The following is a 14,923-nucleotide window of genomic DNA, read 5'->3' on the forward strand; positions in this document are numbered from 1 at the left end:
CCAGACGCCGGATATTATTCAGTAATATTTTACAATAATTTTTAACCTCTGGTTTCTGATTTTCTATTTTGAAAATAACTGTCCTAAAATAATCCCGGCAGCCATTGACACATTGAGGCTTTCTGTAGACTGGGATTTTCCAAATCTAGGAATACTGATGCTTTTTTGTGCCAGTTTTTCCGTCTCCGGTCTCATTCCGTTTCCTTCATTTCCTAAAATAAGGTTTAGCTTTTCGGGTTTCTGGAAAGTATAAATATTCTCCCCTTCCATATCCGTTCCGATATTTACATTCTCTGTTTTGGAAAGATATTCCACCAGATCAGTATACACCACATTCACTCTGGTAAAAGATCCCATCGTTGCCTGAATGACTTTCGGATTGTACACATCTACGGTATCTTCACTACAGATGATCTGTTCGATCCCGAACCAGTCTGCAAGACGTATAATGGTTCCCAGGTTTCCGGGATCCTGTATTCCATCCAATACCAATTGTATATTCTTATCTTCCCATTTTTCTTCCTCGGCAAGGTAACATACCGCCACGGAATCTTTTGGAGTTTTAAGAAAACTTATTTTTTTTAATTCATTTTCAGAGATATGGGTAACAGGGATATCAGTACGGTCCAATTTTTGTGGATCGGTTGACAATATTTCTTTAACTTTAAAGTTAGAATTAGAAAGTTCACAAATGATTTTATTACCTTCAACCAAAAACAAATTGTATTTTTGTCTGAACTTCTTTTTATCTAAAGATTGTAAAACTTTTATTGTATGAGCTGTAAGCATTATAAGAATTCTCCTCAAAAATATTATAAAATTATCTCATTTGCAACATTTGTTGGTCTCCTTTATGCTTGTAGTACGACAAAAAAAGTTCCTGAGGGCGAATATCTGCTTACCAAGAACAGTTTAGAGTTCGAGGATAAGAAAGTATTTTTCGATGAGGAACTTAAAGATTATATTCAGCAGAAGCCCAATAAAAAGCAGTTCCTTTTCATGCCATTAAGTCTCCTTCTGTACAATATGGCGGATCCGAAATACGACACCATACTTAATGAATATATGACCTATCCCGGTGAGATGAGAAATCAGAAGCTGAGAGATTCTTTATTCCTTAAATATAATATGAAAAGCAGTGTCGGAAAAAGTCTTCTTTTCGACCGTTTACTGCACAACTGGGGAACACCGCCGGTTATTCTTGATCAGACAAGAAGTGAAAAAAGTGCTGAATCTATCAAGAAAAGACTTACCTACAGGGGATATTGGGATGCTGATGTCAATTTTAAACATACACTGGATTCCGCTTCCAAAAAAGCATCGGTTAATTATTCCATCAAACATAATGATCCTACACGTATCAAGGATTATTTCTATAATATTCCGGATCAGGGGATCAAAGGGTATTACAACTATAATCTGAACAGAAGTCTTGTAAGATCCGGACAGATCCTTGACCAGACCGTTCTGGAAAGAGAGGTGACCAGAATTACGGATCTGATGAGAGAGTTTGGTTTCTACAGGTTCAATGCTTCCAATGATGAAGTTTATTTCGTTGCAGATTCCCTTAAAAGCAGAAAACAGGTTCCTTTAACCCTGGAAATTCATAAAGATTCCCTGGATACCCCTTATAAAATAGCCACTTTTGGAAATATTGATGTTGCCATTGTGGATGAACCCGGTGATTATCCTAAAAACACCAAAAAAGATAGCTTAAGGAGAATAAGATTCCATACGATGAATGATAAATATAAACTTTCATCGGTGTGGAGAGCTATTATTCCGGACAGTAAAAAGGTTTTTGACCAAACGAAACTGGACGTAACCAAGAGAAATCTTTTATCGATGAATAACTTTAGCATCGTTAAAGCAAGAGACTCACTTAGACAAGGCGGAATGACCTCTCCAAACGACAGTATTGTAGATGTTTTGTATGTACTGAAACCACTTCCGAAATACGAACTTAAAGTGGGAACAGATATTAACTATTCTCAGGTTTTAAACCTGGGGATCTCCCCTTCTGTGGACCTTACCACCCGAAATGTTTTTAGAGGAGCGGAAAACCTTTCTACCAGTCTTTCAGGAACATTTGGTTCTATCAGAAGTACAAAAGATATCAGTAAAAGAGTTGCAGCCTACGAAATATCAGCTCAGGCATCCCTGAACTTCCCAAGACTGCTGCTTCCTTTTAATTATTATAAATTCATTCCAAAACGATACACGCCTACATCATCTATTTTGCTGGGGGCATCCATACAGAACAACATCGGTTTGGGAAGGTTGATTTTCAATACGGGACTGAACTATCAGGCAAGTGTTAATGATCAGGTGTATCACAAGCTTACTTTATTCAATACTCAGGTCAGTCTGACAAAAAATAAAGATGCGTACTATGACTACTTTGTGAATGACGGAAGGGTAAAAGATGAAGTTTTTGGAAATTATTTTATGTTTAACCCGGAAACTGCGCAGACCGGACAAGATTACAAAGATGGAAAACTCAGTGTAGATGAAGTTTCCAAAATGATTATTGAGAACGATGCTTACCGTGGAAGCCTTAATCAGCAGGGAAGAGATCTTTTAACAGCCTTTACCGGAACATTGGTGAACAAAGACAGACAAACTCAGGATGTCCTTATTTCTTCCATGATCTACAATTTTGTCTATAGTGAAATTGGAAAGAAAGAATATCCAAATGCCTTTTATTTTAACGGAAAAGTGGAGCTTGCGGGAAATATATTAAGTATATTCAATAAAAAAGATAACGGCGGAGGTATTGTTACCGGCCCGCAAGGAACTATTTTCGGACTGCCTTACGCACAGTTTGTAAAATTTGATATTGATACAAGAAAATATTTCAAATTTAACGGAAACCAGACATTGGTGCTGCGCCAGTTTATCGGAGTTGGAATACCTTACGGAAACTCTCAGGATATGCCCATCATCAAGTCTTATTTCAACGGAGGTTCCAACGATATCAGAGCCTGGGTAGCCTTTGGAGGATTAGGTCCTGCAGATTCCCAGGTGGATGAAAGAGTTCGTACCTATATGACAGACAATCTAAAGCTTACCACTAATATTGAATATCGAATTCCTTTCAATAAAACTTATGAAGGCGCTTTATTTACCGATATCGGAAATACATGGAGTCTTCGTAACTATAACGATGGATATGGAGATGAATTTAAGTTCGGTAAGTTCTGGAAACAGGTGGGTATCGGAAGTGGATTCGGATTAAGATTAAATATTGCCTACGTAACGGCGAGAATTGACCTTGCGTATAAGATCTATGACCCGAATAAACCTGAAGGCGACCGATGGAGATTCAAATTCATCCAGCCTTTCAAACCAACAGTTAATATCGCGTTCGGATATCCTTTCTAATCCGGAGAAACGCCTAAAATAAAATAGACTACAGCAATCACACGGGCGAGGATTTCCCTCGTCTGGTTTCTGTAGAAACTCTCGGGTTTTGTGACATCCTGCGCATCAAATCCCAAAGCATTCATATCATTATTTCTTGCAAAAAACAATGCTCTCAGGTTGTGATATCCCTGAGATACAATGATGACATTCTTCTTCTTATAAACATCCTTACAACGAAGAATACTTTTATAGGTATTAAAACCTTTAGGATCTTCCACAATAATATCTTCAGGCACACCTTCCTGATTGATCAGATAGTTTTTCATTGCTCCCGGTTCGTTATAACCTTTGCTTTTTTCCCCGCTTACTATAATTTTCTTGATTTTCCCATGATGGTAAAGAAGGGCTGTGGCATCCATTCTTTTGGTGAAATAAGGATTGGATTTTCCGGATCTCATTTTTGGAGATGTTCCCAGAACCAAAGCAATTTCACGAGGTGGAATTTTTGAGATTTTGGTATAAGTTCTCCCATTGGTAAGCCCGAAAACCCACACATTACAGAAGCATATCATCAGAACTCCCAATTCCAGTGATATAAACCCAAGGTTAAATATGTTCCTAATAACTCTCAACTAAGATCAAAGTTAAGCTTTATTTTTTTACTTTTCACAATAGACATACAGGCTAAAATATGTCCCTGCTCTTCCTCTTTTTCGGTAAGATACTCATTTTCTAACAGTTCTACTTCTCCTTCATCTAAAGAACATTCACAACTTCCGCAGATTCCGGATTTGCAGGAATAAGGGACAGGAAACTTTTTCATCAGAAGCTGCTGAAGGATTTTATCCTTGTTATCAGGAAGCTGGGTCGTATATTTTTTCCCTAGCATGGTAAATTCGACCTCAATATTTTCAATCAGAGGAAATTCTTTTTCTACAGGATAAATATCATCATTAAATTCTTCAAAAAGTTCAAAATGAATATTCTTTTTCGGAATTCCGTGATGATAACATGCATTGGCCAATGTCTTGATCATTTCTCCTTTTCCGCATATTAATACTTCATCCACGGCATCCCAAATGGTGGATTCTTCATCTGTATCATCCAAATGAAGGATCTGATTGATGATCAAATGTAACTTCTTCTCATCCAGTCTGCCATAGAAAAACTGATCTGCTGTTTTCTCCTGAGAAAAGAAATAAAATATCTGAAGCCTGTCACCATATGTTCTGGCAAGGTTGTCCAGCTGTTCGCGATAGACTAAATCTTCTGAACTTTTATTTCCAAAAAATAAAAACAACCGCGTTCTGGGTTCATTGTGAAGAATATTTTTGAAATGACTTAAAATAGGGGTAATTCCAATGCCTGCTGCAAAAGCAACAATAGTTCTGAATTCACTGGGTTTGGATACAATGGTAAATCTCCCGGAAGGTTCACTTACCCAAAGTTCATCACCAGCATTATAATTTTGAAATAACTGCGAAGTAGCTCCTTCAGAGGAATTCACCTTTATCCCCAGACATATTTTCTCTTCATAAGGAGCTGAAGTCATTGAATAATCATTAATAACTTCTTTCCCATGTGATTGAAATCTTATACTGACGAACTGCCCGGCTTCAAACCTGAAATTTTCTCTTAAATTCTCAGGAATATCAAACTCCAGAGAAAAAGTATTTTTGGTCAGCTCTTCCTTTTTCGCTATTTTTAACGGATGAAACTGTATCAGTTTCCCTTTATAGATTTGTTGTTCCATAACTTCAATTCAAAAATAGATAAAAAATAATTTATGAAGAAGATAATTTTATCCACGTTACTTCTTACTGCACTGTACAGCTGTAAAAAAGAAGGTCAGAAAACTGAAGACACAGCTGGCGCAGACCCTGTTTCTGTATCTCAAACTACAGAACCTGAAGGAAGTACAGCTATCCCCCAAGAACTTTCCCCTGAAAATGTAAGCCAGCATTTGGCAAAAAATAATGATACTTTATATGTAACCAATTTTTTTGCAACCTGGTGCGGCCCATGTATCAGAGAAATTCCAAGTTTTAAAAGTAAAATGGAGGAATTGAAAGGCAAACCTGTAAAATTCACTTTCGTGAACCTTGATGATAAGGCAGATTGGGCTGGTGCTGTTAAAAATTTTGCTGCAGAAAATAAATTGGGAGGCAGCATTATCCTACTGGATGGACAAAAATTAGATCCAAACTTCTTTCACAACAACTTCAAACAATGGGACGGAGGTTCTATTCCCTTTACTTTCATGAGAAAAGGTGATAAAACTGACGAATATCTGGGAATGATGACGGAAGATGTTTTGAATTCTAAAATCGATTCTTTCCTAAAATAAATAGACTGAACTCTTTCTGAATCATGTCAAAAAGATTTAAAATCCTGTGTTTATTATTCGTGATTGCCATTATTGCAAGCGCAATTATTAATCTGAACACAGGATTTTTAAGTTTAAGCTTCCAGGACTTCTTTCAGGATTCTGCGCACAGCCAGATTGCTGAAATCCGTATCAACCGTGTCCTAGTAATGATGCTGGCTGGGATTTCTATTCCTACTTCTGGTTTCCTGATGCAGGAATATTTTCAAAATCCACTGGCAGGACCTGATATATTGGGGATAACATCAGTCGCCAGTTTATCAGTTGCTTTTTATATTTTCTTTTCCCATACTATTTCCCTTCCTGAATTTTTACAGAATAGTTTTCTCAGTTTATCAGCTATTGTAGGAAGCTTACTGTTGATGTTGGTACTCCTCTCTATGTCCAATAGATTTCAGGACAAATCATATCTTATTATTTTCGGGTTTTTGGTATCTGCTTTTGCCGGAGCTATTGTTTCTCTGCTTCAGTTTTATGCAGAAAATCAGAGTCTTAAAAACTATATTTTATGGTCTTTCGGAGCGAATAATATGGTAACGAGGAATCAGATCTATGTACTTTCCGTTCTGGTTTTAATCGGAATGTTGATCTGCTTCAGAGCGATAAAACCACTCATTGGAAATTCTCTGGGTAATTCCTATGCACAAAGTTTAGGTGTAAATTTGAAACAGTTGAAACTTTTAATAATCGTGGCGTCTTCTCTCTTATCCGCTTCTGTCACTGCATTTTTAGGACCTATTCTGTTTACTGGAATCATTGTGCCACACTTTTGCAGACTTGTTTATAATCCATCCAGATTATGGCAGCAATGGATTCTTAATATGTTTCTGGGAATGCTTATTATGTTATTTTTCTCTGTCATTGCCGAAAAAACACAGATTCCTTTGAATGTAATAAGCTCTGTATTCGGGATTCCTGTGATTCTGATGATGCTGTTGAAACAGAATAAAGTATGATCGTGATATACACAAACCAGACAACCAGTTTCAAAATTAATACGGGGTCAGGAAAATAACCCATAGAATTTGAGAATAATTTTATAACTTACTTCACTAGATAAAAAAGGAAATCAATCATACTGTGTCATTCCGAAGGAATCTAAATTACTTTGTCGAGATGCTTTCAGCATGATTTATTAAGTAAAACTTATATAGTTATAAACGAAACAATGAAAATTGAAAAAACACAAAAAAAAATAATTTTTACAAATACTTTGTTATTTGTAATCAGTTTTATTTTTGTTAGATTTTCAGACATTTTTAGAATGCATAAAGATTTACATTGGATTTATACTTTTGCAAACTTAACTCACCTTATAATCTTTCCAACTACTATATTTTTATCCTTGATATTAGCATTTAATAGTTATTCTAAAATAAAGCAAAGGAAAATCCTATACATTCTTTTGAGTTTATCTCCTATTATTCTATTTTTACTTTTATTCATTTTTTCAATAAGTATCAATCATTAAAGTCAGTATTAAATGCACCTACAGATCAAACAGGCAAATATCGGATACAATACCACATTAATCTCCAATGCCAATGCAGATTTAAGGCTTGGTGATGTATGCCTGTTGATTGGTAATAACGGTGTAGGGAAAACAACATTAATCAAATCTATCCTGCATCAGCTCCCTTTACTGAATGGGGAAATTTCTATTAACGGAAAAAATGTAAAAAATCTTTCGGTAAAAGAGATTGCGGAGAATATTGCCATTGTCTTTTCAAAGTCAGTTATTCCACAGCATTATACCGTTGAAGATCTTATTTCTCTGGGAAAGTATATCTACTACCCTTTTTATTTTGAATTAAAAAAAGAAGACCGCGATGAAGTTGCACATATTATTGAAGAACTGGATCTTAATCAGTACCGATATACTCTTTTGAAAAACCTATCAGATGGCAATCTTCAGAAAGCGTTTATTGGCCGTGCTATTACCCAAAATTCGCCTATTATCATTCTGGATGAGCCTACTACCCATTTGGATGAAAAAAATAAAATCATCATTCTAAAAACCCTGAGAAAGCTGGCTAAGGAACAGAACAAGCTTATTCTGTTTTCTTCTCATGACTGGCGACTGGCCAAAGAATTCGCAGACAAAATATGGTATGTAAAGGAAAATCATTTGTATTCCGGAATTGTTGAGGACATTTTGCTTCAGCATAATGAACTTACGAATGCTTCCTTATTTCAAATCAATGAGACCTTTATTCCGCCGGTGATCTCTGCACCACAGTTTCACAAGGAAATGCTGTATTCTCTGCTTCAAAAAAACTTCCAAAAAGACCTGTCTGACCTGAATTTCGAATTTCAGAACCCATTTTGGGTAATTACTAAAGATTCCGCTACCTATCAATGTGAATATTTTGAAGAAATTATCATTTTAGTCTCAAACATTCATTAATACTTGATTTTCTTTGATTTATCCACATACTATGCATGCATAGTATTATGCTAATCATACAATTTAATCCATTTATTTACAGCCTATTAACAAAATTTAACGTTAATAAATATTATGCATGCATAATATTTATTAAATTTGGGTAAAACCATTGGCGCAAAAATGATGGATCATAATAAGGAAAAAATAGAAAACGTAGATTTAATTTTAAAGCAGACCTGGCTGGCTGTTTCTAAAATGTACACAGAATTAGCCCAGGAACATGATTCCACAGCGGTACAGGCACTCACACTTTTAAAAATAGATCCTAAAGAAGGAACTCGAAGTACCAATCTTGGACCGAAGATGGCTATTGAACCCACTTCATTAACGAGAATCATCAAGCTTCTTGAAGATAACGGATACATCTATAAGGAGAAGACCACCACTGATAAAAGAGAGGTGATCATCAAACTTACAGATAAAGGATTAAACTCCAGAAATATGTCTAAGGAAGTCGTTGTGAATTTCAACAAGAAGGTGATGGAAAAAATTTCTCCGGAAAAACTGGAGGCTTTCAAAGATGTGATGGGTGAAATCATGAAAATAGCCAACGAATTATTAAATAACCGAAAATAAATTATGATGAAGCCTTCGGGTTCATATCATCTTATACAAATAAAAATTTACATATGAAAAGAAGAATCAAACATGTAACGGTTCTTGGTTCAGGAATTATGGGAAGCGGAATCGCTGCTCACTTCGCCAACATCGGCGTTGAAGTATCACTTTTGGATATTGTTCCTTTTGAACTTACTGAAGCTGAACAGAAAAAAGGTTTGACCAAAGATGACAAAGCAGTAAGAAACAGAATTGCTTCCGAAAACTTTGAAAAACTTAAAAAAGCAAGTCCTGCACTTCTTTATTCACCAAAGTTTGCAGACAGAATCAAAATCGGAAATTTCGATGATGATTTGCCGAAAATAAAAAATACCGACTGGATCATTGAAGTAGTCGTTGAAAGACTTGATATCAAGAAGTCTGTGTACGAAAAAATTGAACAGTTCAGAAAACCGGGAACATTAATTTCTTCCAATACATCCGGTATTCCTATTCATCTCCTTACAGAAGGGAGAAGCGAGGATTTCAAGAAGTACTTTGCCGGAACACACTTCTTCAACCCGGTAAGATATCTTCCCCTTTTAGAGATTATCCCAACAAACGATACAGCTCCTGAAATCATCGATTTCTATATGAATTACGGAGCGAAATTCCTGGGTAAGACGACTGTCTTAGCCAAAGATACACCAGCTTTCATTGCCAACAGAATTGGGGTGTTTTCTATGATGGATCTTCTTCACAATGTACAGAAATTAGGACTTACCGTTTCTGATGTTGATAAATTAACAGGTCCCGTAATCGGACGTCCAAAATCTGCAACATTCAGAACGGCTGACGTTGTAGGTCTTGATACTTTGGTAATGGTAGCCAACGGAGTTCGTCAAAGCGGTGCTGAAGCGAATGACTTCAATGATGTATTTGCCCTTCCTCCTTATATCCAGAAAATGATGGATAATAAATGGCTAGGTTCAAAAACAGAACAAGGTTTCTATAAAAAAGTGAAAAATGCAGAAGGAAAATCTGAAATTCACGGATTAAACCTTGATACTTTGGAGTATGAACTTCAAGGAAAATCATCCTTCCCTACTCTGGAATTAACAAAATCTATAGATAAACCGATTGACAGATTTAAAGTATTAATTGGTGGTAAAGATAAAGCTGGTGAATTGTACAGAAAGTCTTTAGGAGCATTATTTGCTTACGTTTCGCACAAAGTACCTGAAATCTCTGACGAGGTCTATAAAATTGACGATGCGATGAGAGCCGGTTTCGGATGGGAAAACGGTCCATTTGAAATCTGGGATGCTGTAGGTGTTCAGAAAGGTATTGAACTGGCAAAAGATGCAGGATACGAAGTTTCTGACTGGGTGAAAAATGTAGAAACTTTCTATAAAGTTAATGACGAGGGTCAAAGCATTTACGTTGATAAAAATTCAGGAGAATACAACAAGATCCCTGGTCAGGATGCATTCATCATCTTAGATAATATCAGAAAAAATAAAACGCTTTGGAGCAATTCAGGGGCTGCTATCCAAGATTTGGGAGACGGAATTATCAACTTTGAGATCCGTTCAAAAATGAACTCTCTTGGAGGTGAAGTTCTTGACGGATTAAACAGAGCGATTGATTTGGCAGAAAAAGAATATGATGGATTGGTTGTAGGAAATCAGGGAGCTAACTTCTCTGTAGGAGCTAACCTTGCCATGATTCTTATGATGGCTATTGAGCAGGATTGGGATGATTTGAATATGGCAATCGCTTACTTCCAGAAATCAATGATGAGAGTACGCTACTCTTCTATTCCTGTAGTAGTTGCTCCTCACGGAATGACCTTAGGTGGAGGATGCGAAATGACCATGCATGCAGACCGAGTGGTTGCAGCGGCAGAAACGTATATAGGACTTGTAGAAACCGGAGTTGGAGTCATTCCTGGTGGTGGTGGTACTAAAGAATTGACTTTAAGAACTTCCAGAGAATTCCACAATGATGATGTTAAAAATAACAGAATTCGTGATGCTTTCATGAACATCGCTATGGGTAAAGTAGCTACTTCTGCTTACGAAGCTTACGATATGGGAATCCTTGAAAAAGGAAAAGACATCGTTTCCGTAAGCAAAAACAGACAGATTGCTGAAGCGAAAAAAGTAGCGAAACTATTAGCAGAACAAGGCTATACCCAGCCCATCGAACAGAAAGTAAAAGTTTTGGGTAAAGACGCATTAGGAATGTTCTACGTAGGAACTGACCAGATGTTAACCGGAAACTTTATTTCTGCACACGATAAGAAAATTGCTGATAAACTAGCCAACGTGATGGTAGGTGGAAATCTATCAGAGCCAACAGTTGTAACGGAACAGTATCTATTGAACCTTGAAAGGGAAACTTTCCTTCAGCTTTGTGGAGAAAGAAAAACTCTGGAGAGAATCCAGTACATGTTACAGAACGGAAAACCATTAAGAAACTAATACTTTCAAAAATAATTAACAAACACTTTGTCATTCCGAAGGGATCCAAACATTGAATAGATGCTTCCAGCATGACAAACAGTATGGTTAATTTTTATAACAATTAATTAATAAAACAATGTCAAAGACAGCATACATAGTAAAAGGTTTCAGAACTGCCGTTGGAAAAGCTCCAAAAGGAAGTTTAAGATTTACAAGACCTGATGTCATGGCGGCTACCGTTATTGAAAAATTAATGGCTGAGCTACCACAATTAGATAAAAATAGAATTGATGACCTTATCGTAGGAAACGCAATGCCGGAAGCTGAACAAGGGCTTAATGTGGCGCGTCTGATCTCTTTGATGGGGTTAAATACCGATAAAGTTCCGGGAGTAACCGTGAACAGATATTGTGCATCAGGAAGTGAGGCAATTGCTATTGCTTCTGCGAAAATTCAGGCTGGTATGGCAGATTGTATCATCGCGGGTGGTACAGAATCTATGTCATATATTCCTATGGGAGGTTATAAGCCGGTTCCTGAAACGGATATCGCAAAAACAAACCCTGATTATTACTGGGGAATGGGTTACACAGCGGAAGAAGTTGCAAAACAATATAATATTACAAGAGAAGAACAGGATCAGTTTGCTTTTGAATCTCATATGAAGGCTTTAAAAGCTAATCAGGAAGGTAAATTTGCCAACCAGATTGTTCCGATTCCTGTAGAATATAATTTCCTGGACGAAAATCAGAAACTGCAGACTAAAAAGTTTGATTTCTCTGTAGATGAAGGGCCTAGAGCTGATACTTCTTTAGCTGGATTAGCAAAACTAAGACCTGTATTTGCCAACGGAGGAAGCGTAACTGCCGGAAACTCTTCTCAAATGAGTGACGGAGCGGCTTTCGTAATGGTAATGAGTGAGGAAATGGTAAAAGAATTAGGACTGGAGCCTGAGGCAAGATTAGTGGCTTATGCTGCAGCCGGATTAGAACCAAGAATCATGGGAATGGGGCCAATTTATGCTATTCCAAAAGCATTGAAACAGGCTGGTTTAGAATTAAAAGATATCGATTTGATCGAGCTTAACGAAGCTTTCGCCTCTCAATCTGTTGCTATTAAAAAAGAATTAGGTTTAAATCCTGACATCTTAAACGTAAACGGAGGAGCAATCGCCCTTGGTCACCCGCTTGGATGTACAGGAACAAAACTGACAGTACAACTTCTTGACGAAATGAGAAGAAGAGGCAACAAGTACGGAATGGTTTCTATGTGTGTAGGAACCGGTCAAGGAGCAGCTTCTATTTTTGAACTTCTTTAATAGACGGATAGATAATAGACTTAAAGACACCAAAAATGAATGAATGATTTTTTAAGAGGCACAATTTTAAAAAGCTTAAAATTTGGCAAATGAGTATGGAATTATCAAGATTAACTTTAGATCTTACAGATACTTTTCCGACTTATGAAAAGTATGGTTTGAAAAATCAAATGGACAGATTTGCAATTTCAATTCCATCAAATATAGCTGAAGGTTCAAGCAGGACAAATAAGTCTTTTAGTCATTTTTTGGATATTTCTTTAGGTTCTTCATTTGAATTGCAAACACAAATATTGTTAGCAAATCATAGAAAATATTTATCTGATGAAAAAACTGAAATCTTTGAAATTAAGATTGAAGAATTTCAAAAAGCAACAATGGTATTTCAGAATACTTTAAACAGGGACTAAGAAAACAAAAGACTAGGAGATAATGGACCGAAAGAAAATAGACAGTATAAAAGTCTATCATCTATCCGTCTATTATCTGAATGTCTCAAAAAATTTAAAAAACAAAATAATATATGGCTACATTAAAAGGCGGGGAATTCCTGATCAAACAGATTCCTGCAAACGAAATTTTCAGTATTGAAGAACTGAATGAAGAACAAAAGATGCTTCGTGATTCTGCGAAGGAATTTATAGATAGAGAAGTAGTTCCTCAAAGAGAACGTTTTGAGAAGAAAGATTACGCATTTACTGAAGAGACCATGCGTAAACTGGGAGAAATGGGAATGTTGGGAATCGCGGTTCCTGAAGAATACGGAGGTCTTGGAATGGGCTTTGTGACTACAATGCTTGCCTGTGATTATCTATCAGGAACTACAGGTTCATTGGCTACAGCTTATGGTGCACACACCGGAATTGGAACCCTGCCAATCGTTCTTTACGGAACTGAAGAGCAGAAGAAAAAATACCTTCCGGATTTAGCAACGGGAACAAAATTCGGAGCTTACTGTTTGACAGAGCCAGATGCTGGTTCTGATGCCAATTCAGGAAAAACAAAAGCAAAACTTTCCGAAGACGGAAAACATTATATCATCAACGGTCAGAAAATGTGGATCTCCAATGCAGGATTTGCAGATACATTTACATTATTTGCTAAAATTGATGATGATAAAAATATCACAGGATTTGTCATCAACAGATCGGAACTTGAAAACCCTGAAAGCTTAACTTTCGGAGAAGAAGAACATAAATTAGGTATCCGTGCTTCTTCTACCCGTCAGGTCTTCTTCAATGATATGAAAATTCCTGTGGAAAATCTTTTAGGAGAAAGAAACAATGGTTTCAAGATCGCTTTGAATGCATTGAACGTAGGCCGTATCAAATTGGCTGCAGCATGTCTTGATGCACAGAGAAGAATTTTAAACCACTCTATCCAGTACTCTAACGAAAGAAAACAGTTTGGTGTTTCAATCGCTACTTTCGGAGCGATCAGAAAGAAAATTGCTGAAATGGCAACCGGAGTTTTCGTAAGTGAAGCAGGTTCTTACAGAGCAGCTAAAAACGTTCAGGATAAAATTGACGAATTAGTAGCAGGTGGATTAAGCCATCAGGAAGCAGAACTGAAAGGTGTTGAAGAATTCGCGGTAGAATGCTCAATCCTTAAAGTATTCGTTTCTGACCTTGCCCAGCACACAGCAGACGAAGGAATCCAGGTGTACGGAGGGATGGGATTCTCTGAAGACACTCCTATGGAAGCTGCATGGAGAGATTCAAGAATTTCAAGAATCTATGAAGGTACCAACGAAATCAACAGATTATTAGCCGTAGGAATGCTTATTAAAAGAGCGATGAAAGGTGAATTGGATCTTTTATCACCTGCTATGGCCATCAGCAAAGAATTGATGGGTATCCCTTCATTTGAAGTTCCTGATTATTCAGAATTCATGAGCGAAGAAAAAACAATTATCGCAAACCTTAAGAAAGTATTCCTAATGGTTTCCGGAGCAGCTCTTCAGAAATATATGATGGATATTGAAAAACAACAGCATTTATTATTGAATGCATCTGAAATCCTTAACCAGATCTACATGGCAGAATCTGCAGTACTAAGAGCAGAGAAACACTTCTCTCCTGAATCTGTAGAAGCAGCTATGGCTCAGTTAAATCTTTACAAAGCTGTAGAGAAAATCATCACTGCAGCTAAAGAAGGAATTGTTTCTTTTGCTGAAGGAGATGAGCAGAGAATGATGCTTTCTGGATTAAGAAGATTCACTAAATATACCAACCATCCGAATGTAGTAGCGCTTACTGAAAAAGTAGCCGCTCACTATATCGAGAAAGGATCTTATTAATCTTTAATAACATAAATTTGATTCAGCGTCCCAATTTTGGGGCGCTTTTTTGATCTTTATCAGTTATGACATCCATTTAAATTAATGGTATTTAGCAAGG

12 protein-coding genes are annotated in these 14,923 nt (G+C 36.8%); 9 read left to right on the forward strand and 3 right to left on the reverse strand.

Features of this window, described 5'->3' with window-relative positions; genetic code table 11:
* Positions 1–63 precede the first annotated feature (63 nt).
* The gene (locus tag KBP46_RS04555) at positions 64–789 is read right to left on the reverse strand and encodes an RNA methyltransferase (RefSeq protein ID WP_216444756.1); all 726 of its coding nucleotides are present in this window, start codon (positions 787–789) and stop codon (positions 64–66) included.
* Here KBP46_RS04555 and KBP46_RS04560 point away from each other — a divergent pair.
* Positions 775–3,384 carry a BamA/TamA family outer membrane protein gene (locus tag KBP46_RS04560; RefSeq protein WP_062670078.1) on the forward strand — a complete coding sequence of 870 codons (2,610 nt, stop codon included), beginning with the start codon at positions 775–777 and terminating at the stop codon, positions 3,382–3,384. The genes KBP46_RS04555 and KBP46_RS04560 overlap by 15 nt on opposite strands.
* Here the strand turns inward: KBP46_RS04560 and KBP46_RS04565 are convergent.
* Positions 3,381–3,998 carry a vancomycin high temperature exclusion protein gene (locus KBP46_RS04565; protein WP_062670079.1) on the reverse strand — a complete coding sequence of 206 codons (618 nt, stop codon included), beginning with the start codon at positions 3,996–3,998 and terminating at the stop codon, positions 3,381–3,383. The two genes, KBP46_RS04560 and KBP46_RS04565, sit on opposite strands and share 4 nt — an antisense overlap.
* Entirely contained in the window at positions 3,995–5,119 is a 1,125-nt protein-coding gene (locus tag KBP46_RS04570) for a ferredoxin--NADP reductase (protein ID WP_216444757.1), read from the reverse strand. Before KBP46_RS04570 ends, KBP46_RS04565 begins: the two co-directional genes overlap by 4 nt.
* A gap of 33 nt (positions 5,120–5,152) precedes the next feature.
* On the opposite strand from KBP46_RS04570, the gene KBP46_RS04575 reads away from it, so the two are divergent.
* The 8 genes from KBP46_RS04575 (at position 5,153) to KBP46_RS04610 (ending at position 14,823) form a co-directional block, all read left to right on the forward strand.
* Positions 5,153–5,713 (forward strand): TlpA disulfide reductase family protein, encoded by a 561-nt coding sequence (locus KBP46_RS04575; protein WP_062670082.1) that lies wholly within the window; start codon positions 5,153–5,155, stop codon positions 5,711–5,713.
* A gap of 23 nt (positions 5,714–5,736) precedes the next feature.
* A complete protein-coding gene (locus KBP46_RS04580) occupies positions 5,737–6,708 on the forward strand; it encodes an iron ABC transporter permease (protein WP_216444758.1) in 972 nt (323 codons plus the stop codon).
* 527 nt (positions 6,709–7,235) lie between these two features.
* Positions 7,236–8,159, forward strand: a complete 924-nt coding sequence (locus KBP46_RS04585; protein WP_216444759.1) for an ABC transporter ATP-binding protein — start codon at positions 7,236–7,238, stop codon at positions 8,157–8,159.
* Positions 8,160–8,324: 165 nt separating this feature from the next.
* Positions 8,325–8,777, forward strand: a complete 453-nt coding sequence (locus KBP46_RS04590) for a MarR family winged helix-turn-helix transcriptional regulator (RefSeq protein ID WP_062671553.1) — start codon at positions 8,325–8,327, stop codon at positions 8,775–8,777.
* Between the two features lie 53 nt (positions 8,778–8,830).
* The gene (locus KBP46_RS04595; protein ID WP_216444760.1) at positions 8,831–11,224 is read left to right on the forward strand and encodes a 3-hydroxyacyl-CoA dehydrogenase/enoyl-CoA hydratase family protein; all 2,394 of its coding nucleotides are present in this window, start codon (positions 8,831–8,833) and stop codon (positions 11,222–11,224) included.
* A 118-nt stretch (positions 11,225–11,342) separates the two neighbouring features.
* On the forward strand, positions 11,343–12,524 hold the full coding sequence (locus KBP46_RS04600; protein WP_062670092.1) for an acetyl-CoA C-acyltransferase: 1,182 nt from the start codon (positions 11,343–11,345) through the stop codon (positions 12,522–12,524).
* A gap of 89 nt (positions 12,525–12,613) precedes the next feature.
* On the forward strand, positions 12,614–12,934 hold the full coding sequence (locus KBP46_RS04605) for a four helix bundle protein (protein ID WP_216444761.1): 321 nt from the start codon (positions 12,614–12,616) through the stop codon (positions 12,932–12,934).
* A 113-nt stretch (positions 12,935–13,047) separates the two neighbouring features.
* Entirely contained in the window at positions 13,048–14,823 is a 1,776-nt protein-coding gene (locus tag KBP46_RS04610; protein WP_216444762.1) for an acyl-CoA dehydrogenase family protein, read from the forward strand.
* The last annotated feature ends 100 nt before the right edge of the window (positions 14,824–14,923 follow it).

The organism is Chryseobacterium sp. PCH239 (assembly GCF_018924625.1).
GTDB classification, from domain to species: Bacteria; Bacteroidota; Bacteroidia; order Flavobacteriales; family Weeksellaceae; genus Chryseobacterium; species Chryseobacterium cucumeris.